The sequence below is a fragment of the Galbibacter kalidii genome (assembly GCF_026241135.1).
Lineage (GTDB): Bacteria > Bacteroidota > Bacteroidia > Flavobacteriales > Flavobacteriaceae > Galbibacter.
Genome location: NZ_JAPFGA010000024.1, coordinates 1 through 22537 on the forward strand (window position 1 = coordinate 1; position 22537 = coordinate 22537).

The 22537-nt window shown below is 40.4% G+C and carries 20 protein-coding genes and 2 pseudogenes; 3 read left to right on the forward strand and 19 right to left on the reverse strand.

What is annotated here, in order from left to right; genetic code table 11:
- From OOZ15_RS18085 to OOZ15_RS18170, 19 genes and pseudogenes are all read right to left on the reverse strand, one after another.
- A pseudogene (locus OOZ15_RS18085) lies at nucleotides 1-500 on the reverse strand (transposase family protein); the annotation flags it as partial.
- Between the two features lie 97 nt (nucleotides 501-597).
- Nucleotides 598-840, reverse strand: a complete 243-nt coding sequence (locus OOZ15_RS18090) for a hypothetical protein (RefSeq protein WP_265957857.1) — start codon at nucleotides 838-840, stop codon at nucleotides 598-600.
- Between the two features lie 647 nt (nucleotides 841-1487).
- Nucleotides 1488-2741: a T9SS type A sorting domain-containing protein gene (locus OOZ15_RS18095; protein WP_265957858.1), complete on the reverse strand. Its 1254-nt coding sequence runs from the start codon at nucleotides 2739-2741 to the stop codon at nucleotides 1488-1490.
- 151 nt (nucleotides 2742-2892) lie between these two features.
- A complete protein-coding gene (locus OOZ15_RS18100; protein ID WP_265957859.1) occupies nucleotides 2893-3711 on the reverse strand; it encodes a hypothetical protein in 819 nt (272 codons plus the stop codon).
- 599 nt (nucleotides 3712-4310) lie between these two features.
- Nucleotides 4311-4535, reverse strand: coding sequence for a hypothetical protein (locus OOZ15_RS18105; RefSeq protein WP_265957860.1), 225 nt, complete (start codon nucleotides 4533-4535; stop codon nucleotides 4311-4313).
- 650 nt (nucleotides 4536-5185) lie between these two features.
- Nucleotides 5186-6649, reverse strand: a complete 1464-nt coding sequence (locus tag OOZ15_RS18110) for a type IV secretory system conjugative DNA transfer family protein (RefSeq protein ID WP_265957861.1) — start codon at nucleotides 6647-6649, stop codon at nucleotides 5186-5188.
- Nucleotides 6646-7490: pseudogene (gene mobB, locus OOZ15_RS18115) on the reverse strand (MobB family relaxase); the annotation flags it as partial. The gene OOZ15_RS18110 and the pseudogene mobB, both read right to left, overlap by 4 nt.
- Nucleotides 7491-7755: 265 nt before the next feature.
- Nucleotides 7756-8403 carry a nucleotidyl transferase AbiEii/AbiGii toxin family protein gene (locus tag OOZ15_RS18120; protein ID WP_265957862.1) on the reverse strand — a complete coding sequence of 216 codons (648 nt, stop codon included), beginning with the start codon at nucleotides 8401-8403 and terminating at the stop codon, nucleotides 7756-7758.
- 51 nt (nucleotides 8404-8454) lie between these two features.
- The gene (locus OOZ15_RS20465; RefSeq protein ID WP_416337326.1) at nucleotides 8455-8604 is read right to left on the reverse strand and encodes a nucleotidyl transferase AbiEii/AbiGii toxin family protein; all 150 of its coding nucleotides are present in this window, start codon (nucleotides 8602-8604) and stop codon (nucleotides 8455-8457) included.
- A complete protein-coding gene (locus OOZ15_RS18125; protein ID WP_265957863.1) occupies nucleotides 8604-9368 on the reverse strand; it encodes a type IV toxin-antitoxin system AbiEi family antitoxin in 765 nt (254 codons plus the stop codon). Before OOZ15_RS18125 ends, OOZ15_RS20465 begins: the two co-directional genes overlap by 1 nt.
- Nucleotides 9369-9547: 179 nt before the next feature.
- On the reverse strand, nucleotides 9548-9901 hold the full coding sequence (locus tag OOZ15_RS18130; protein WP_265957864.1) for an MBOAT family O-acyltransferase: 354 nt from the start codon (nucleotides 9899-9901) through the stop codon (nucleotides 9548-9550).
- A 112-nt stretch (nucleotides 9902-10013) separates the two neighbouring features.
- A complete protein-coding gene (locus OOZ15_RS18135) occupies nucleotides 10014-10808 on the reverse strand; it encodes a DUF4138 domain-containing protein (protein WP_265957865.1) in 795 nt (264 codons plus the stop codon).
- Complete coding sequence (gene traM, locus OOZ15_RS18140) at nucleotides 10805-11773, reverse strand: conjugative transposon protein TraM (RefSeq protein ID WP_323053944.1); 969 nt, start codon at nucleotides 11771-11773, stop codon at nucleotides 10805-10807. The genes OOZ15_RS18135 and traM overlap by 4 nt, the downstream gene beginning before the upstream one ends.
- Nucleotides 11760-12383 (reverse strand): conjugal transfer protein TraK, encoded by a 624-nt coding sequence (locus OOZ15_RS18145; RefSeq protein ID WP_265957867.1) that lies wholly within the window; start codon nucleotides 12381-12383, stop codon nucleotides 11760-11762. The genes traM and OOZ15_RS18145 overlap by 14 nt, the downstream gene beginning before the upstream one ends.
- A 25-nt stretch (nucleotides 12384-12408) precedes the next feature.
- Nucleotides 12409-13242 (reverse strand): hypothetical protein, encoded by an 834-nt coding sequence (locus tag OOZ15_RS18150; RefSeq protein ID WP_265957868.1) that lies wholly within the window; start codon nucleotides 13240-13242, stop codon nucleotides 12409-12411.
- A gap of 6 nt (nucleotides 13243-13248) precedes the next feature.
- Nucleotides 13249-13752 (reverse strand): conjugal transfer protein, encoded by a 504-nt coding sequence (locus tag OOZ15_RS18155; protein WP_265957901.1) that lies wholly within the window; start codon nucleotides 13750-13752, stop codon nucleotides 13249-13251.
- Nucleotides 13753-13918: 166 nt separating this feature from the next.
- Nucleotides 13919-16324: a TraG family conjugative transposon ATPase gene (locus tag OOZ15_RS18160; RefSeq protein WP_265957869.1), complete on the reverse strand. Its 2406-nt coding sequence runs from the start codon at nucleotides 16322-16324 to the stop codon at nucleotides 13919-13921.
- A complete protein-coding gene (locus tag OOZ15_RS18165; RefSeq protein WP_265957870.1) occupies nucleotides 16311-16595 on the reverse strand; it encodes a VirB3 family type IV secretion system protein in 285 nt (94 codons plus the stop codon). The genes OOZ15_RS18160 and OOZ15_RS18165 overlap by 14 nt, the downstream gene beginning before the upstream one ends.
- Nucleotides 16595-16882: a hypothetical protein gene (locus OOZ15_RS18170; protein ID WP_265957871.1), complete on the reverse strand. Its 288-nt coding sequence runs from the start codon at nucleotides 16880-16882 to the stop codon at nucleotides 16595-16597. Before OOZ15_RS18170 ends, OOZ15_RS18165 begins: the two co-directional genes overlap by 1 nt.
- Before the next feature lie 477 nt (nucleotides 16883-17359).
- Between OOZ15_RS18170 and OOZ15_RS18175 the strand changes: the two genes are divergently transcribed.
- Genes OOZ15_RS18175 through OOZ15_RS18185 form a run of 3 tightly spaced genes read left to right on the forward strand, consistent with a single transcriptional unit; the run spans nucleotide 17360 to nucleotide 22332 of the window.
- Nucleotides 17360-21619: a hypothetical protein gene (locus tag OOZ15_RS18175; RefSeq protein ID WP_265957872.1), complete on the forward strand. Its 4260-nt coding sequence runs from the start codon at nucleotides 17360-17362 to the stop codon at nucleotides 21617-21619.
- 54 nt (nucleotides 21620-21673) lie between these two features.
- Nucleotides 21674-22135, forward strand: coding sequence for an N-acetylmuramoyl-L-alanine amidase family protein (locus tag OOZ15_RS18180; protein ID WP_265957873.1), 462 nt, complete (start codon nucleotides 21674-21676; stop codon nucleotides 22133-22135).
- Complete coding sequence (locus OOZ15_RS18185; RefSeq protein ID WP_265957874.1) at nucleotides 22108-22332, forward strand: N-acetylmuramoyl-L-alanine amidase family protein; 225 nt, start codon at nucleotides 22108-22110, stop codon at nucleotides 22330-22332. The genes OOZ15_RS18180 and OOZ15_RS18185 overlap by 28 nt, the downstream gene beginning before the upstream one ends.
- Nucleotides 22333-22537 lie beyond the last annotated feature (205 nt).

The following is a 22537-nucleotide window of genomic DNA, read 5'->3' on the forward strand; positions in this document are numbered from 1 at the left end:
AGATGCCGGGCTCAGGTCAAAGCTTTGGAACACCCCACCCACAGAGCAGACCGCATGTAGCTTATACCCATAAAAATAAAGGCCCTGTGAGGCACAGCACCCTTTGTCCGGGAAAGCATAACCCTCTTCCTTGCAGACCCTGCTACGGGATGAACGGGAGAGCTTGCACACTTCCAACGGCATACTGTCCACAACAAAATAATCTTCAAACTCGTTGAAATGCCTGGCCAAGCCCCCCGTATCTTGTCCAAGTAGGGCATTAAGCGCCTCCAGCGACGGTTGTACACGCTGCGTTCAATCTTATTGGCAAGATGGCCAGAGAGCATCCGGAAAAGGTGGTTTTCACTGTCAATCCCCTTATATTCAGCGGTTAAACACAATCCTACTACTTCCAAATCACTCATCCGAGGGCTTCGCCTTTGGTATGGGAGCAGTTTTTCTTTTGATATTTTTCTTAGCACTTCCAATATTCTTTCGTAATTTGCATTTAAGTTGTTCATTGTAAATGTTTTATCGCAAAAACAATTTGCTGACTATCAGTCAAATGAACAACTTTTTCTTTTTTCAATCATAATGCACAACGGGTTTATGTCCCTATTATTTCAAATGGGATTGTGTTTTAGCATCCTTGTTTTCAGCATAGATGGCGAAAGTAAAAATAAAGCTGCTGACAATGAATAAAATTATAAAGATATCAATAGTGAACTCTTCCAAAAAATCATAAAAGAATAGAACCATCGTTAATAGGCATAAGCTAATCACTGACAAACTCATGGCTTTACCAATGAGTACTAATGGAAAAATAAAAATTTTCTTTATTAAAAAATGTATTTTTTTCATGATAAAATTTTTACAAAAACCTCTAAAAAAGAAGCCACATATATTGTATGACAAGACATTTTTATAAAGGTGGTTTAAGGCTTTTTTATCAGAAGCTATTGGTAAAGTATGTATTTTCTTGTTTTTTTTATGTCTTTTATTGTTGTTGAAGATTATTGGGTCACAATAGCTTTGTTCATTGTGATTATCATTATGGCAAAATATATAAACCCATTGTGTTTTTTGATGTAAAATACTTGTAAACAACAGGATTGAAATCATCATGGGGTTATAATATGTTTTTTATATGTTAAATACGTTATATATACGCTATAAATACACTATAAATATGTTATTGACCTGTCCTACGTATTGAGATTTTTAATCTGTAATGATCTTAATAACAGAATTCATTTAAACTTTTTCCAAGCTGCCCGCGGGTTATACCCTTGGTATGGGAGTAAACTTTCAGTTGATATTTTCCTCAGTACTATTTTTTGTAATTTGCATTAAAGTCAATCATGACAGGCTTGTCCCTGTGAAATATTCCCAAAGGAATTTCAGGGGACTTGCCCCGAGGCAGTAGATTCATAATGCACAACGGGCTATGTTTCATAATTATGTTTTAAAAATTGATGCCTTCTATTTCCATTGATACGGATATTTAACTATTTTTTTATCACTTTTCTTATAACTGTCGTGTTGATAGCTGAAATTTTTAAAAGATAAATCCCAGGCTTAAGGCTTGACAAGTCGATAGATGCAAATCTATCATCAATTAAAATTGTTGCTACCTGTTTACCCAAAACATCATGGACAATAACCTTTTCGATATCAAAAGTAGATGACCTTAAGTTCAATATATCACGCATAGGGTTTGGGTAGATAGAAAGATCTTGACCAAACAAGTTGCTATCTATGTTTAAGGTGGTTTCGCATTTTTTTCGAAAGAACACCCCTTGGGAACCAATTATATACCCCGTGCCGTTACTTGTATAAAGTACTTCATAAAGCGCAGAATAATAATCAGACACATCAGTATTGTCTATGGGCCATGTCTGGCCGCCATCCTCAGATTCATAAATTTGTTCCGGAGTTCCAACCAAGGTCAACTTATTGGCATCATCCTCCCAAGCAATATCACGCCATAGCTCAGAACCTTCCCCAACCGTTTGTGATTCCCACGTAGTACCACCATCAGCAGTTTTGTAAATAACCCCATCATCGCCGGTAGCAACACCCACCATGTCATCATAAAATTCAATCCCTATAAGAGACTCTGGCGTTCCTGTAAACACCGTTGTCCAAGAGGCGCCATTATCAATAGATTTTTGAATTTGGCCACCATTTGTAACTATAAAATAAGTATCTCCAGAAACATAAGTGATTTGATAGGGCACAGAAGCCAAGCCGGTACCTTCAGCCCAAGTTTGACCCCCATCGTTTGTCCAATACACAGCAGAACCTGTAGTGGTTTGTGCAGTAATTACACCATTGTTCTCATCTTTAAAAACCATATTCCTGTAAAAAAAGACATCAGATATTGGGGTTTGTTGCTGCCATGTAGCACCACCATCGGTAGTTTTTGCAAAATAGTCTCCCCATCCTGCAACATAGCCTGTATTGAGGGTCGGAAAACTTATTCCCTTCAGACCCTGATCTTCACCAAACCAAATTTGTGACCAAGTATCTCCTCCATCGATAGTTTTTATGACAATTCCGTCCCCATTGTAAGTTAAAGATTCGCCTGCAGCATAGGCGATATCGTTTTGATCTTCCGGAAATTCAATTCCCCTAAAAATGTAATCAAAGCCCACATTAAGTTTTTCCCACTCACCACAAGTCACCTCTTGCTGGGCATTAAGGTTAAAACAGCCCAGTCCAGCCAAACCTATTAATAAAATAAAATATTTTTTTTTCATGATACATTTTTTAAATATTAAACATAAATTCATACTTATCTTAATACTTTTTGATAGTTCAAAAGACCTTTACATTAAACCCTTTTGCACAGTTTTGAACAACCCTGATTTTTATCCTAAATACAACCAGGGTTTTCTTCTTCCTCCTTTTTTATGATACACAAAAACATTTTTTATAATAGGCCACAGCATCGTACACCGTGTTAAACGGCTTTTCAAAAAAATCGCTGATCAAACTGGAAATCCTGATGTTATATTTTAATATGCTACTATGTGACTTACCCAACATTTTGGCTATATCTCTAGAACTATAATTCTCCATAATAAGATTAAAAACCGTTATTTGTTTTCGGGTAAGTATATTATTGATATATGGTGTTCCAGCACATTTATCCCTGACAAGTTTTGTGATTTCTGAATTTCTTTTCATATCAACCAACACAGAGAACAAAACAGATTCGCTCTCGTACTTTTTAAGCGGTATCGCCACATAATAAAAATCTTCGTATAACAAACCATTATTTATAGGGCAGATATATAATGCCACATAATAATGGGCTTGCCCATAATCTAGAGCCAAAGGCATAAAAAATTGAAGGCATTGCCCAGCCCTATTATTTACCCCTAAAGTATTTGTGCTTTGCATAAAGGCCAACAATACATCTGTAAAATATTCAACAAAGCACTTTTTAACAGATTCAAGGAATCTCTTGAAAGACATTAAATTTGGCGTGCCGTAACCGTAATTAGAACTTAATAGCGTAAAGTTGCTATTACTGCCTTCGAATTTCCACTCCAAAATATTTAATCCAATCTCTCCAATTATATTGACAAACCTACTACTACACAAAAGCTTTTTATAGTCTTTGCAGGGGGCTTTATCTTTTGCCAATCCTTTTATGTACTGGACATCTTCAATATATGACTGTATTTTCTTACACGATCCGCTTGTCACTTCCTTTAATAACATTCCAATAAATATTCTTGTAAAAGTTCTATAAAAAAACAAAACAAGCTAAGTTCAGTATCGTACTATTATCTTCAGAGATTAAGATTGGGGTTATGCTGAAGGTTCTTCAGACCTTGACTTTTTGCAAAGAAAGGTGGTTTGTGATTAATTAAAGTTGATACCCCATCATACTAAGCGAAATTATTCGTTAAATGCTCTGCTTTATCGTTCATTGAACCTTTTTCGCCATTATTGCACCCTACAGCAATAAGTGATAAACCACAATCCTTCCCAAAGGAGCGTAGAACTCAGCTTACTTGCAGATTCAGTAAAACAAGACTCAAAGGTTATTACAGGGGGTGACCATTTAAAATTACTTCACCTGTTGTGCATTATTCTATTTTCAATTTTCCCACCATTTGCCTCTAACCCGCCAAAGGCGGGAGTGCCGGAAAAATTCTCATTCACTTTATTTTAAGGATGGGCAGTCCCGAAACATCGGGAGAGAGCTTTTGCATTGAATTCATTCGGGTTGGGTACGGACTGAATGGGGTTACCGTTGGTATTCAAGTGACACGTTCATCAATTGATTTGCTGCCAAGTAGGCATTGCCATAGTCATCAGTAATCCCTACTTCTTTGATATCCTTGATTGGGTTTTCGGCCGTTCCGGGCGCTTGGTTTGCCCTTGTACCATTGTCCCATAATTTTTTTGGAAGACACATCACCTTCAATGGGCGTACCGTCTTCGCTGTACAACCCAATACCCAAGTTTTCGGGAACAAAAAACAGGTTATTACTCCAACCGTACACGATGGCAAATGTCAAGGTTTGATTTTTTGCCACATAATACGGATTGACCGGGGAAAATCATGGGTGGTGCCCAGGCTCCATAAAAGTGCCGGATTAGGCCAGTGGCTTACTATTGAATACGCTTTCTACGGCAATAGTGCTATCTTGCAACATATAATTGTCATCGTTATTGCAAGAGGTAATTACTGATGCGATAAGTAAATATTTTTTATATTGTTAAAATGCTTGTTTTTATCACTTTTTTAAGAAATCTCCAGAAAGACATTATTTTTGGCGTATCATATTTTCTCATATGCATTGCTTGTCTCTTCCTTAATAATAAATGTCGTTTAAAAATTCCGAAAAAAATAAAATACAAATAAGTGGCATCAATTATTAAACAATCGGTGTATTAAATCATATGAACGGGTATTTTTGGACTTGCAACAAAAAGTCGGACATTTTTTTAAGGACTATGCCACATATTTAATTTGATAAAATTCTTGCTCGACTTCAAAAGGGGTTTTGTAGCCCAATGAAGAATGTAATCTTTTACGGTTATACCATATTTCAATCCATTTCATTTTTAAGACGGGCTTGCACAGTTTTTTAAAGCGTTTCATAAACTGAGATAAATAATATTGCTCGTAATCAATCATGAACCGATGATTGAGCTGCTTTAGGGAAACGTCCTCGGTTTTGTATTAACTTTTTGAATTTGGAGAAAAACGACTAAATATAGATATGGCTTCTCTATAGATTCGTTCGTGATTATTGGCTAAGTCAGTTAGGGCATATCGTACTTTCTGCCTTGGCCTTTCTTTACCGATAGCTTGGAGTTTAAACCGAACCTTTTTATCCTTTCCATCCGCAAAAGCGATAAACTCTCCCTGTTTTAACCGAAAAAACAAATCCGCCCTTCGTTTCGAAACCTCCCTCTCCCCTCTTGTAACACGGCTTTCAAAACTCATACCGCTACTTTTACTGATGCTTTTGGTCGGCGTTTTGATGATTTCAAAAAAGCGTTCGTAGTATTTGGCGGTGTCTGGGTCGTTCATCTTTCCGAAGAATTGGTAGGACAAGTTACTTAAAATGGCCTTACTGGCCTTGTCCCCGTACAGCAAATCGTTCTGTACCTTATCCTGCATTACATACACGGTACAAATACCATAACTTCTCAATGTAGCAGGAATTCGGTGCATATTGGGCAGTCTCAGGGTCGGTGCCTCTTCCATCAACAAAAATGAGGATTTTCTGCCGCGTACACTCATCTGTTTGATAATGGTATGCATCACCATAGCAATGACAGGGGAGTATGCCAAATCATATTTCGGATTATTGACCAGGGAAACCACGGCCGGGTGCTTGGGATTATTGATATCCAAGGGCACTTCATCCTTGGACAGCACATAGAACAGTTTTTGGGAACCGATTTTTTTAAAAGCATTGGCCAGGGTACTTTTGACCCCTGCCGTTTGCTTTTCCGATTCAATGCCATTGATAAAGGCACTGGCCATACTCCGGGAAATCAAATCCGATTTCAGGAACGCCACCAGTTTTTTTGTGCTTATTGACTGAAACAGGGCAATAATATGAGGCAAGGTACAGTAATCGGGGTAAGCGGTCTTCATTTTCCAGATCATTCCGCTCAACAGCCCTTCCACGGCATCGGAAAAGAATTTGTTGCTTCCTGTGTTTTGGGAGAGGTCCTGTTCCAACAAGTTTTCCATCAGTACCCGTGACACTTCGTTGACGCTTTCCTCATTGGGCAGGTATTTCGGGGCAATGGGGTTTACCCGGTAATGGGTGTCGTCAAAGGCAATGGTATAAAATGGAATGTTCCTTTCCCTGAAAAACGGACAGGCGATTTCGGTCAGTTCAAAATCCTTGTAGTCATGGATCACCCCACAGAAACCGTACTTGCTAAAATGTTGCAAAAAATTATAGACCACGCTTTCCGTCTTGCCACTCCCTGCAGAACCGATGACCGAAGCTCCCCTGCGGATATTGTCTGCCTTGAACCTACCGTTCCTTAGTTTGAAACGTACCTTATATTTTTTATCCGTTTGCTCTTTCTTTTCCCCAAATAGTAATCCATACAGCATTGTTCCCATAAACAAAATAGGAACGACAACATAAAGGATGATATGTTCCGGCTGCCAATTCATATTCCAATCGAGCCTGAATCAATGGCATTTCCAATGCCTTTTTTCAGTTTGTTGATAGCCTTGATGGTCAGCTGGATCTTGTTGGTCGGTATGCTCAACAAAGCGGTGTTGACCCCGGATTGTTGCAATAATTTAAAGGCAACTGCTTTTTCATTGGTCGGAAGTTTTGTTATCGTGGAAAAATACAGCTCGGGGTCTTTTAAAAAGTTTTTTTTGCCCGATAGGTCTCTACATAGTTCCGTTTATAGTCAAATATTTTGTCAAAGGTCTTTTCCGCATTTTTGACAAAGGTGTCCCGGTCAAAGCCACGTTTTACGGTTTTGCCGTTCATCTTCACTTCTGAAGCTTTATACTTGCTCCCCAGGGATAGGTTGTAGCGGTTGGAAGCATCCTTTCGGCTGACAATGATATGGATATGGCTCTGCGGTCCCGATTTGGACATGCCCCGGATAATTCGTTTGCCGTTCAACTGATGCGGTGCTTCTTTTTCTAAACGTTGTATTTCTTTTTCAAGCTTTTTGGTGCTCCCTGTATGTTCACCGCTTTCAATGTTTCGGATTTCCTGTTTCAGTTCCAAAATCTTGGTGGCATAGGGTTGATTTTCCCGTATCTGTTTGTCGGTTCCCTTAAAGATACGTTGTCGTTCTACCTTGGCGTAATACTTAATATCATCCACTCTTACGGGTTTTCCATCAATTTCACGGTTAAAAGCCTTGGCATACTCCTTCATCGCTTCACGGGTATAGCGTTTCAGGGCTTCCGGGGAATCCCCGATGGCCTTCAGCTCCCTTTGGCTGGGGTTCAGGGTAATCGAGTAGAACTTAGGATCTGATGCCGCAAGGTGTGGGGGTTCGAGTCCCTTCACCCGCACGAAAAGCCGAAGAGAAATCTTCGGCTTTTTTTGTTAAAATTTAGCCTGAATTTTGACGCAGGTACAACATAGGTACAACATTTTTCCTTTTTTGATCATGAAATATGGTTTGATGGTAATTGATGTTTTTTGAGGTTTGAGAATATTATAGGGGTTTATCATAAATAATATTTACCTTAATTTCATATTCACACTGTCCCAAAAATAGAATGAATTCGGGACAGGAAAGCTTCCGTTAGTACAATACATTTTTCAAGGCTCCAACTAATTCATTGTATTTTGACGGGTTACTATTTTTAAGTTTAATAAGATTTTGTAGCTTCCATTGAACAGCAGGGAATTTTTCAAAATCGTAGATGTCCCAATCTGGTGTAAGGCTCTTGAAGCCCAATAGAAAATCTTTGTCTTTTTTTGTTAGACACTCTTTGACGGCTGTTATAAGTTGAGTTCTGGCCTCTTCAAAATCTTCATAAGAAAATGGGACATAACTCATTCCATCAAAATGATTTTCCATAGCGTGTCTTTGGTCAGTGAGGTTGGGATTGAGCATTTCGTGCAAAGGACGGTTGCCGCCCAATAAACAAAGTAAAAAGCCTTTTTTTATTTCATTTGTAAACCCTTCATTCTCCATTAAATATTTGATGTCGAACAAATCCCTGGGATGTTGCCTGTCCAAAGCAGCACATATTTTACCTCCATAAAGTTGGCTTAATGAGACTACATCAATAGCACTGAATGCTGCAAATTCATCTTGTGCTTTTTCACAAAGCGTCATTTCCTTAGTACCATTAATTACGCCTCTATTGGCTTGGTTGACTTCTAGTTTTATTTGTGCTTTGGGGGTTGAAATAAGCAGTTTTGAAAAGTAAATAGGGTAAATCACTGATTATCAATACCAATAATAAGGAGTGAAAAAGGAGCTTTGGATAACGATTTACTTTGGATAAGACAATCTTGGCATTTCCCTGACGAATAAATTTATAGCCGTACCGCCATGTAGGGCGAAGCATTTTTCTTTGGCTACCTCCGGTAACACCTTTAACAAAAGTGATACTTGGGTTTTATACACATTTCTGATCTCCATTAAGTTTCCAATTCTTTGGGTACGGTTATATTGTATTTCGGTATATAGATTCCATCATTCAGAAGAGCCCGTTTTCCGCTGCCCAAATCTATTTTTTCAGTTTTTATGTAATTGAACCAATTGTGATTTGCCTTTTCGGCCATATATAAAAACAATCGTTTTACTTTGACGGAAGTACACTGTTCAAGCAAGGTTTGTACATGGTTTGGCCTTAGGTTGTTCAGCCCCTCTATAAGTTCGTAGCATTCTAAAAACGAATGGATTTTTGGGGTTAGGAAAAGACATTCCAAAATAGCCCTTTCCGGGTTTGCTATTTTTATGGAAAATGTTTTCTGCTCTATAGAGGACAGATCTATATCAGAGGGAAGGAAAGAGGTGTTTATTTGCTCTATTTTATATCCCCAATCATAATTTAAAAACCATGTTGGAAGTTTGCTGCCACTTTTGCAGAACAGGAATATTTTTTTGACATTAAAATCCAAATAATGTGCTCTTCCAAGTAAAGACAAAGCTGTTTTCCCTCCAAGATGCACGCTTAGCCCTGATTGTTCTTGTAATGTGTATAGAGCACCTTCATATCCTACTTCTTCACCGGTTCTTATCATAGCCCCTGAGCCTATAGAGGTCAACCAGTTACTTTCCCTGTACTTTCTTAAAAGGTCGTGACTATAACCATGTTCAACAAGCCATGAGGACAGAAACACCGTACCCGATGGTTGGGATTGCAGTAATTGGTTTATTTTAAGTCCTTTTTTAGTACTCATGATACAAATTTATAGGTTTTTTTAAACCAAAACAAAATAGTGGTTTGAAAACACCTCAATTTTTGTACTTATGGTACCTATTTATACATTTTTTTAAACCCCTGCCGTCAAAAATTTAGTAATACAGATAGTCAATACCAAACAGACACTTATGATACCCAAATTAATAAATGCACGTATTATCCAAATTCGTTCTGAAAATTGTGTTTAAGGGATTTGGTTATCAAGACTGCCAGCCCCATAAATAAAAACCAAATTGAAAAGAACAATGATACTTTTCCACGAAAGGCTGTTGTAACAGAATCGTGAATCAGTCCACAGAAAATAAAGGTCAACAACAAAGCAATGGCAACCGGAAAAATGTTCTTTAAAGGCTTGAATATAAACTTCCCCAGGTAATATCCGAAAATAGGGTTCCAATACTTCCAAAATGTGGAAAAGTTTTTGGAACCAAGTGAACGATAAAGATTGTTTCTTAATGATCGTGGACTTCCAATCGATACACCGTTTCTTTTTTTGATATAGTCAGTCAAAAACATATTTATTTATGGACTGTATTTAATTTATTGACTACAACGTGTTGTACTCGTTACAAATATAACTTTATCCCTACAGAATATTGGGATGTATTCAAGCAAAAAGCCATTAGTGTTTCAAAGTAACTTTCCGGCTCCCATTCAACTCCTGCAATTCTAACTGCAATTTTTCCTTATCTCCGAGTACAAATTTTGGCAGGACATATACAAACCGAAAGGACTGACTGTTCCATACTTTTGAAGGCATTTTATAGGTATAAATAGATTTCATTAAAAGCTTTTGATAAGAAGCTTTCCGTTTTTTGTTTCCACTGACCCCGTACACATTCAGAAAATCGACTTCAAAAGCGATGCCTGAATTATTGGCAATTTCCATAACGAGGTAGGTTTCCGAACTGTTGTAGGCTATTTTTTGCAACTGAAGCTTGATGCCCTTTTTTCGTTTGGTCTTTATGCGTTTCGGTTTTGACTTTATCAAATAATCCCCAAAGCGTTTAAAGTATTCCAAACGCCTGGCCACACTATCTAATTTTTTTTGAGAAGTTTTAGGAATGGCTTTTACTGGCATTTCCTTTCCGATGCTTGCCGATTTAGGGACAAAGTGATTCAATTTGGGAAGGGTCTTGGCGTATTTCAGGATATAGGAATAAACGCTCCCATCGTCTGTTACCACCAAAAGGTTACTTTCCACTCCGGGCTGTGCCTGTAACAGCCCAAAATATTGTTCTTTTTCACGGTTATAGGTAAACACGAAATTAGTCGTTCCCGTAATCCCCTGCCGTATGGGATTGGCAAAAAACAAGGCCACGTTCTTTTTCTCGTTGGCATATAGGGTGTCCAATGCCTGTTGGGCGCATAGCGAGCTCGAAGAAAGTATTGTTAAAAGTATGATTGTAGTTCTCATTGTTTTGGTTTTAAGATTAATTGATAACCGTCCATCACCGTCACTTTGACATTGCGGTTGTTCCTCCTGAAAAGCTGTTTGATGCTACTGACCTGCGGTACGCCGGCCACATTAATGTCGTCTACCACATCCCCGACGAGCTGTTGCCGGGCATCTGCATGAAAACTGTTCTCGATATAGATGCCCTCACTACCATCGGCCAAGTCATAAGCCTCAAAAGTCATAGCTTGAGAAGCAATGTGCTCAATATTCAGCATCGTGCGGTTGGGCTTAAAACTGACAAAGCCATAGACAAGCGTGTTTTTCGGAACCTGCCGTCCATTGATCAGGGCAGGTTTCAAAAGCCGCATCCGAAGCCGATAATGTTGTTTGATGGTCTGGGTGCCATCCACACGGACATAAATCCGGGAATCGGTATTGTGGCTGTTTGTTATGGGATTCTCCTTGGGGTCGGAAGCAAAGAACAGTTGGTGTTCCAAGCCAAGTTCCTTGGCGGCGACCTCTTTTTCTTTTTCAGTTATTGCAGTAGTGTCCTTTTTTACCCTGTTTGGTGTTTGAACGGGATCAACCCTTGGTATTCGATCAGGCTCCTGAAAATCATTAGCCTCTAGATGTTTTAAAGCCGTTAGCCTTTGATAGCGTTGTTCCCCAAGGGCATATACGCTATCGATCATCCGTCTTTTATGGATGCTATCGAGCTCTGGGCGATAGTACCCCATAGAATCCAACAGGTGTTCGTCATAAATACTTGGGGCATTCACCTGTCGTTCTTCTTTCAAATCTTCCAGGGCTTCCATTTTGGAGTCGTATTCTTTTTGACTACCTTCTTCCAGTTTGGGTACGGGCACTTGGTTACCTTCAACGGTCCGTTCTTCATCCCCGCCCAAGAACACGACCGCATACGCCCCGATAAACAGGACTATACAAACGATGACCAAGGCAAATACGATTTTATTTTTTTCCATTTTCATAGTCAATCTTTTTTAAGGTGTTTTCAAAAAAATCCGTTACCAATAGCCCGTGGGTGTTGTGCGGAAAGTTCCTGTCCACATGCATTAAGCTCCCCGAAGTTGTTAATTCATAAGTGTCGATTATCGACCCCCGGTTGATTTTAAAAAAAGTGGTAACCCTGAACCGATAAGGTTCTTGCCTTACGTCCACCTGTGGTTCTATCTTTATCACTTCCTGTACCAAGGAATACTGCAACAGGCGGTTGTACACCCCTTCAGCCTGTTTCTGCTTGTACAGGTCGGCCACGGAATTGTCCCCGAGCCATAGGGCCTTTCCCAAACTTCTCTTGTAATTGTTGGCGTTGATGTTATAGAAGTAGCGGTGGAACAGTTCCAAGTGCGCCTTGGCCTCCACTTCGAGGTTTTCCCGTTGGGATACCATCTTTAGGGGGATGACACTTCCGTTCCCGTTGACCACAAAGGCACTGTTCACTGTTTCCCTGTGTAGTTTGATGACCATCAGCACCGAAACCATACAGGTCAGTGCTGAACCAATGACCGTAGAGAGGACAATAAAACGGTTTGTCCTGAGCATATCGTAAATGTTTTTATAGGGTATTTTCATGTTTCTTTTCTTTTTAATTAATGCGTTAACCGCCCACAAATAGTCTAAATACAAAAGAGGTGGCCTTGCGGTAGAGCTTGAACTTTAGGAACACGATAAACCCAATGGAGGCACATTCTATCAGTGGGGCAAAGAACTCATTGCCCCAGTCCGTGCCGAACAGGTTTTCCCAAAAGTTGGTGTTGATCTCCGTATAGAGGTTGTTGATGAACACGTTCACCAGAAAAAAGGCCGGCACCAGCATATATACCCCGGCATAGAGCTTAAAAAAATTGTAGGCCAACGAACGGAACTTTTCAAACACGGCCAAGCTGATGACCAAGGGGAAGAATGCCTGCATAATACCGAGCAGGAAAAACCGTTCCGCCAAAAACAATGGATAAATGAACAAGTCCATCATCCATAAAATGACACCTACAATAAATGCCAGCATCTTCAGTCCGTACAACGGGGTGACCAAGGCCTCGTACAACATGGCCATCGCCTTTTTGGCGGCCTCCATGGCGCCCACATCTTGTTCCAGTTCCACATCCTGCAACTGTAACGGGAGGAGCGCCGGGGCCGTGTCCCTGTATTGGTTTTCGATGGCCACCAAAATGCCGTCAAAGACACCCAACACCTGTGTAGAGAAAATGACCAAAATGACAATGGCAAAGTTCTTGACCAGTTCCGTTGGGGTCAAGCCCCAAGTATGCCCATCCGTGGAAGCAATGCCCTCGTTGTATTTCTTTAGGATATTGACCAGAAAGAAGAGCACGGCCAGCGCCTTCATCCCGATAATGGTGTACTGGGAGAAATCACTGTTTTTGATGGTCTGAAAGACCGTATCTACATATTCCAATCCTATCCCGAGAAACATAGGCTCTTAGTATTGTGTTTCGCGGTTGTTGATCCTGTCCTGCATTTTCCTAAAGGAAATGATTTCCTTGTACCGTCTGGTTTTGGAGCTTACCTCGGCCACCATCTCATCGGACTGGGTTTCATAGTCCTTCAATACCGAAGCCCGCTCGGCATCGGTCATCTTCAGGTAATCACTGGTCAGTATCTTATTGACATACTCCACACTTTCCATGGAGCGCTCAATGATGTCCTCAAAGGATTCAATGACCCTGTTGATTTCGTCGGGCTTGATATAGGGAGAGTTCAGGATGTCCTGTAAATCGCCCTGCACCATATTGAAGAGTTGTTGGTTGTTCTGTATGAGCTCCTGTACCGCATTCAGTTGTTGGATAACGTCACTTACCTGCTCGATACGCTTTTTCTGCTTTTTTAAAAACTCTACGGTTTTCAACAGGTTCGAAGTCTGCTTGCCAGATTCTATCAATTGCTTGGCCAAACTGATAAAGTTGGTGTTGTCATACACCGGCATCCCCTGGGCCGTAGCACGGCCGGGCAGGAATAAGACAAGGGTCACTACTAATACTAAGGTGGTTGTTTTAACAAGTTGTTTACTCACTAACCATTTAATTGTTCTATGGTGTTCGTGATTTTTCTTTGAAAAATTCATAATAATTCGATTTTAATGGTTATTCAGCCTAAGGCTGCTGCTTGATAAATTCTTTAATGGCTTTCTCCATATCGTTGGTCTTTTCATAAATCCACATTATGCGGTCGCTTTCGGAGCCGTCGGTCAGGTAGGCGGCAAAGACTTCTCGGGGCACTTCGAGACGGAAGATGTTGCTTTCTTTCCCGATCTTGATGAACATCTCGGTGTATTTCCTATCACCTGTCAGGTTGTTCCTTATGGAGCGCAACTGATTTAAGTCATGACTGGACAGGTTCAACCGTTTTTGGAGTTCGTCGTAGCCCTTTTCGTTCCGCAGGCTGTAGATAACCTGAGTGTTTTCCAAAATACTGGCCGAGGTACTGTTCTGCGGCAGTTGGTTTATGGATTGAAGGATGATGCCAATGGCCCCGTTCTGTTTCCGGATAGCCTGATAGTAAAACTCCACGCTTTCGAGGACGTTGCCAAATTTGAGTTGCTTGGCAAACTCGTCAAAGAGGATAATGCCCTTTTCGGAACGGTTCCGCCAAATGGTACGTTGGATGGCCGACTTGATAAGCTTGAGCATCACCGAAAGGATTTCCTTGTTGTCCTTGACTTCATCAAGTTCAAAGACGATCATGCGTTTATCCTCGATCTTATAGGTTTGGTCTTCACCGACATTGAATAGAAAACTGTACAGGCCATCACCCACATATTCCGAAAGGATATGTAGGAAACCATAGGTGCTGAAATGTTCCTCCCGAACGCCCAAATCCTGAATCAAGGTGTCTTTGTTTTCGTCCACAAATTCATACAGGGATGCCAACGAATGGGAGTCCCGTATTTGGGCATAATAGTGTAACAGCACTTTTTTCATGGCCACTTCCTTGCCCTTGGAAACCTGATTGCCTTCCGCTAACAGTTCCAACAAGAATATCGTCAGGTCTTCCAATCGTTCCGGAGTCAGATCAGCCTGACTGGAAATATAAAAAGGATTTATACCGAGGTTTTTTCCTTGTTCGTACCGTAAAATGATATGGTCATCGGGATAGAGTTTGGCAAACTTGGAGTAAGAACCACCCAGATCGATAATGACCAATCGGACACCGGTTTCAAAATACTGCCGGAGCATATTATTGGCCAAAAAGGACTTGCCCTCACCCGTAGGGGCGAAAATGGCAAAGTTCCGCGCCTTGATTCTCTTTTTCTTTTCGTCCCATACATCTTTCAGTACGGGGATGTTGTGCTGCCTGTCGTTAAAGATGACCCCGGTGGCATCGGAGCGGTAATTGGTATTGTTGATGTACAGGCAGAGAGCGTGTTTTAAATCTGTTACATATAAATCTTCATTGGAAAAGTTGGAAGCAAAGCAGGGATAGGAATTCAGGAAATAAGCTTTTCGCTCCTCCCCCTTAGGGTAATAGGGTACGATGTCCAGTTCCTTAAACTCGGTCTTGATTTTGGAAGCAATCCTGCCAAGCTGTTCGGCTTCATCATCCCAAAAGATAACGTTCAAATGACCACGTATGATACGGGAACTGTCATCCTCGTTGATTTTGTCCACGATGTCTTTGATTTTCTTCAGCACCACCTTGTTCTGAGTACCGAAGTTGGAGCTTTTGCTCAGTTCCTCGATTTTCTTGTCAAGGAGTTTTCGCCATTTGTATTTGTCGTCCAGATAGATGATATGGTTAACAATATGGTTTTCATTGAGGTTCAATCCCAATCCGTCGATAAAGCCTTGATGGAAAGTAAAGTCGTCCGAGGTGAACTTGTCATTGACCTTACTACTTTGTATCACCTCCCCAAAACAAAGTTCACTGTTCACCGCTAATACGTCAAAATGGTGGTCACCTATGGAAATCCCTTTTTTGGCGAGCTGGATGTCCGTATCAAAACCTTCGTTAAACCCATTGAAATATGAATGGGTCAGTTTCATAATCGTGTCCTGGCCCATTGGTGTCATTGACACTTTCCTGCTGTTATTGATAAAGGACACCGCATCGTTTACCGCACCGATAAATTCATTGACCTGATGGTCGAATTTCTTATGGATACCTTTTTCGTTTTTTCTAAAGGGGTTTACATATTTAGAGGCTTTTAAAGCCTTGTCCATTGGCAGGACAAAAAACAGATAGCTGTCGTGTCCCATATATTCCCGTCCCTTAAAATAATCGTGGGTGGCTCTTTGCAGGAAAGTGGTATTGGGAAGTTCTTCCGCCGTATAACGTTTTTTCCGGTATATGTCCTGTTTGTGGATAACCGTTCCGGTGGGCAATGATTTAAAGGCTTGGAACCACGCTCCGTGCAGTTCTTCGAAATCACCTTCCGACAGGGAATAGATTTCCGGGAGGGAAACACCGTAACACAACACGACATTGCCATTGGAAGCAAACACCGTATGGCCTTGTATGTCCAAAATTGGGTGATATGCAGAAAAATTAATCTTCTTCATAAGATAAGTTGGTTTGCTTTTTATTGCTCAATGTTTTTGGGAACACTTTTTTAAAGTGCAACAACCCCGGGTGCTTGGTGATATGGGTCAGGGCAATAAACAGCTTTGCATTGAGTGCCAATACCGACACGATGACCCCGAGGCTAAAGGAAAAGATGATGATAAGTAGCGAGCCTATCACCGAAATCATCTGTAAGGCGAACAGCGACAAGGGCAGTCCCATGATCATGGCGCGCTTGCGGATGTTTTTATAGGGTTCGAACTTTTTCATCAGACTACGATTCCGATTAGGTAAGTGAAGATACCCACCACGGCACCCGCAATCAGTACAAAGATGAGCACGCGTGTAATCCCTTTTTTCAGGTCGGCGTTCTCGCCAAAGAAATGTCCTGCATTAAAGAGGAAACCCACCAAAAAGATAACCCCGAGGATAATTGGGAAAATGGTACGGATGGTATCGGAAATATCGCCCACCGAATCCTCGATGCCGCCGATCTGGGCAGAAACGGAATTTGCAATCAGTAGTGAAAACAGTGTGAAGTACAGTGCTTTTTTCATATCAAAAAGGATTTAAAAATTGGCTTGGTTTTGATATGTGAAAATTACTGTATATTGCAATTCAAAATACTGATAATCAAATATTTGTGAATAAAATATTGTTTGGATTAGATTGTGTCTTTTTAATGCCAAATGGATTCAAATTGTATGTAAAAACAGGAACGGTATGTTGATAACTCGAAATACTCGGAAATCCAAAACGTTCAAAAACGTCATTTTTCTGTTTTTGCTACTGAAAATATGTGTTTTTTCAGGTAAGATATATTTGACAAAAATAGCTACCGTATCGGCCTTTTAATAGGTATACTTTTCTAAGGATCTATTTCATCACCATTAAGAACACGCAATGTTGTTTACCAGGTATCTTAACCCTAAAAACAAAAGGGAATTACCCCCTACCAAAAAGGTGGAATACCCTTGGAATCGTACGCTACCAATAGACTACCTTTATTATCTAACCTTCTAAACCAAAACATCATGGAATCTTTTGTTGATTTTATCTCAAGGCTAATATATGCTACAGGGTCAGAATCTGTTGTTAATCCAAATCACAGAGACTGGCTAACTGCTAATCCGAGCCCTTCGGGAATTGAATGGATAGAACATTACTTGGATCGTTTATTGCCCGCTTATGAAAACTGGTTATCAACCAACAATTTACCACCTATTACTATATGGAATGGTGCTGACACAGAGCCGTGGACTGTAGGAGAGGAATATCCATTGACTGGAGATCCTTTGGATAATCCCATGTCCATACCATCGTTAAATGCTTTGGGAGAAGCTTTTCGTGACAGGTATGATATGATTACTCCGAGTTCGGGTTCTGGTCGTATCGAATTACGTGTTTTACCTAAAGATCCTTTTAGTTATCGTTTTTGGAGTTACCTGAAATTTGCCGACAATATAAGGAGACAATATCGAGGTGAAGTTGTTATTCCTTCTACCATTATGTACGATCGTGATGGCACTATTTTATCTTCAACTCCATTTTGCAAAACCTTTAATTCACTACATGCCAACTGGCATGGTAGTAATGCGCCCACTGGACAAAACACCCAGCCAACGCCTGGGTTAGAATCATCGGCAGGGCAAACCACCTCAGGTGGAGGAATAGGCATGAGTGGCGGGGAAGAATTTATAAAGTTTCACCATGACCATACCGAACTATTCTCTAGGTGGTTATCCAGGACGGGGCAACTACCGGTAAAGCCGATAAACCTGTATAATGGCGGTAATGGATGGCCTGCTCCCGGAGCAGGGAATCCAAGTACTTGGTCAGAAAACCTAGAGAATCCTTGGATAAACACCAGTAATGGGGATACAGATGATGAGTTACTGGCTTTAACAGATGTAGATAGTATTGGTAATACTATGTTTGGAATTCATGGTCCAGGACATACTACAAATTCCGATATAACAGATTTAAACCACAATAATTTTGTTCCCAGGTTTCATGCCTGGCATGGATGGATTGACAGCCAGTGGTATTGGCGGAAACCACGATTTGGGTACTATGACAATACCGAAAAGCTACGCGTTAAAGTATTCGATCCCGTAGATTTTTCATCAGGGACAGACTGGCCCGGAATGAAAGCTATCACAATAATAAGGGACCCATTGTTGTCCAGTGATGGCATTTCCCCTGCAAATGCAATAAATGGTTTGGACCTTACATCAGGGGCAGGCAGTCTTCGTATAAAATATAGTATTGAAGACCCTTATGATAGACCATTGACTATGCGGCTTAAAGCTGAAGTGTTTGATGATAGTACCAACACTATTATTGAAACCATCCCTGAAGCAACACATACCTATACTGTTGGAGATACAGGCACCGGAGACGATTTTGATCTTAACACCGATTTTACCATTGATTTTGACTTTACATCGGCATTTCAATCTGATGACCCTGCAAGAGCTAATCCTGCGGTAGGTTTTGTAGCGAACCGGATCCGCATAAGTGGGTCTTTAACGGTGACAGATGGCTCAGACCCCAATTTTGTTGAAACTGATTTTATTGATATTGATTTGATCAAGGAAAAAGAAGGACCTGAAATTGATTTATATCTGGATCTGAGTAGTTTTGGGGAAGATCAAGTTACTTCATCACAATCGTTATCCCCAAGTTCAGAAGCCCGTTTCGAAAATGCCTTTTATGTTATCCTACAAGATAAAACAACCAATGCCAATCCAATTGATTGGGCTTCATATCCTGAAGTTGCTCCTGAAGTCAGGGGGCTTTTAGAAGGGTTTGTCCCTGCCTCTGGAATTTTTGGTGATAGTGCACATAGACCTGAAGTCGTTCTTTGGGATACCGTTACCAATGCCCCTGTGACCGGAGTAAGAATAGAATTAAACAATGGTCCCTTACTTGAAGATGCTACCCAAGCTGATAACTTGCCTCAGCGATATACGTATTCATATGACATTATTTTTGAATCGCCCAATGGGGCGTTCACTGGCTTGTCCGAAGGAGCAGAACGATATGTAGAACTACGCGTAAGTGCATACGATCGTTCGGGCAATGCATCAAATGAAACAGCACAAATTAAACTCTTCAAAGCGGCCAATCCGTATATGAGAGATGGGGCAACCTCTTGGTTGAGTATCGACACACGTGTATTTCACGTACTGGATGGTGATACCATATTCGGAGAAACAGTTACCGACACTACAAACCCTAATACACTTGTACAAACATTTATTACAAAACTCAATTCCGGTACAGGTCTAGGAGGTGATACATTTGACGGATTACCCACTAACCAATCGCAATCGACCTTACTGCCCTTCGATACAATAACAGACCAAACAAGTGGAACCACTAAAAAAGTATACAATTTTGCATTGGCCAAAGTACGCCTGCAAGGTAACGCCGGTGCAGCAAATGTGCGTGCATTTTTTAGATTGTTCCGATACTCGGCATCCAACTTAATATTTGATGATGCCCAACATCATGGCTACAGTACTCACGATGCCGGGGGTGGTGTGAAAATCCCTCTTTTGGGTTATAGTGGAATCAATGCGGGTGACGATTTGATTTCTATTCCGTTTTTTGCATCTCCCAGAATACCTACCGGAACTTCAATGACCACCCAAACTGATGATCCGAATGTACAATCATTCCCCTCTGGAACCCCTAACGAACAGATTTTATATTTTGGGGTATTCCTGGATATTAACGATTCGAACGTAAGGTTTCCGGCTACTTTTATTCCCGCTCATCCTGATGGCGGCTTCACAGGGTCTGATCCCTTACAACCTATATCCACATTAATGTTAGACCATCATCAATGTATGGTCGTTGAAGTCAACTATGATAGTGATCCTACCGATATCGGGGATACACCGGCCGTTTCCGATAATTTGGCACAGCGAAATTTAATGATCCTTACCACAGATAACCCAGGCGCACCTATTACACATTCTGTAGAACATAGTTTTGAAATGGGTTTAGGGAAAAGGATTAAGGAAGTCATTGTAAATCCCGATAAAAAACCAGAAATATCATTGACCCATATCCGCAACGAAAAGCCAACGTTGAATAATGACACTTTGAGCGGGTTAAGGTTCCTTACAAAAGGGGATTTCGAAAACCGTGTTAAAGGTGAAGCTGTTGAACTTGCTATGAACACACCGAATGTGTCCATGAAGGAATGGGAAAAATTCATTCCTGAAGCCCAAGCAAGGGAGCGTACCGGAAACACATTGGTTTTTGATAATGCCCGATGGACAGGGACAACACAATGGGCAGATGAACTTATGATTTTATGGGGTGATATTCCAAATGGTTCAACGGCAAGGGTTTATTTGCCTAATATTAATTGTGAAAGCATCCTTAATATCAGGAATATAAGACATGCCCCAAAAGATGTCAAAATTATTGATAGCCATACATTGGAACTTATTACAGATGATGTTACTTATTTACCAATACCACCAATCAAAAGAAGTAAAATAGCAGGAGTGATAACTATTGAACTTCCCGAAGGGATAAAAAAAGGACAGAACTGGAAAGTTGATGTGGTACACATCCGCGGGGGAAACCAACAAATAGTTGGTGGGTTCCAAATAGATATTCAAGTAAAAGTAGCCAAAGAAATTTATCAACACGAAACACGATTATTAAAACATGTCTTTGACCAATGGAGCTTATTGCCTCCTAGCAACCATTGGCATCCGGTTTTACAGCATCGGGTAAACACATTGCGTTTACGGGCCAAGGCGCTTGCAGAATCTGCCGGTGAGCAATGGAAAGATCCGACTTCATTTCCTAATCCCGATTATCCAGGAGGGATGGAACCCTATCAAGGCCAGAAATTACGTGTAGTCCTTGAAAAAATACAAATTCTTGATGACTTGGACACCTTTATTAAAGGCCGGGGGGAATTAGTTTTCCAATCACATGTTCATTCCTCAAATAACGGTGGGCAAGAAGAAAAACATCGCTTCCCTGAAAAAGGAGTCATAAAAATATCGGATAAGCAAAATAAGAACATGGTTCACTTAAATCAGATAATCTTTCAAGGATATGTTACCGATGATTTAAAAGTAGAAATCATTGGGTCAGAAAAAGATCTTTTTGATCCCAATGACACCCTAGGAAAGTATTCCCGTATATTCTGTAAAAAAGTTACTGACATTTATGGAGAATACGGTCCAAAGTCAAATGAAGTCATCAATCCTGAAGATATGGTGTCTTGGAAATTATGGTACAGAATTGAAAGAGGTTAATGTTGTTTTATTGATTATGAATGACTCCTAATTGTATGGAAAAACGGAAATCCCATGTCGATAACCTCAAAACCTTGGAAAGCCAAAACGTTCAAAAATATCATTTTCCTGTTTTTACTGCTGAAAATGTATATCGCTTATGGGCAAAATTCAACTGATAAAAAGGTCATAGTCATCGATCCCGGACACGGTGGGATGGATTCCGGTGCCATGGGCATAGATGATGTAAAAGAAAGTGAAGTCACTTTAAATGTTGCCAAAGAAATTCTTCGCTTGAATAAAACGCTCTTTGATGGACAACTGGATATTTATATGACCCGCTACAAGGATACCTTGGTTTCCTTATCGGACAGAACCAAACTGGTCAAAGCTTTAAATGCAGATGTATTTATATCCTTGCATTGCAACCATTCTGATAACACTAAGGCAAAAGGCATTGAAATGTATGCCTATGAAAAAAAAACACTTTTTCAGAAAAGTCGGTTTGGTTGGGGTATCAGTTACAGAAGGGGCTGAAGGAGGAACTTGGCTATAAAAGCCGGGGGGTGAAGTTTGCCGATTTTCAGGTGCTTCGGGAAACTGCTGGGGTTTGTCCAGCTGTCCTTCTGGAAATGGGGTTTCTGTCCAACGGTGATGAGTCCGGGTATTTACTGGATTACGGGAATGCCAGAACTTTGGCCCTAGCTATTATATCAGGAATTGTTGAATTTTAAACTGCAGTATTATGAAAGCGTTTTTTGTGGAGATTATAAAGAACCTCAGGGATATTTTGGTTGAAATTTTTAAACGGATTTTGAGGATAAAATTATCGTAGAACAAGAAGAGGTGGTTATTTCCGAACTGATCAAAAAGTGAATATTATAATTCTATTTGTTTCAATCTTTTTGATTATTGTCAACCCAAGTATGTGTAGCGCAT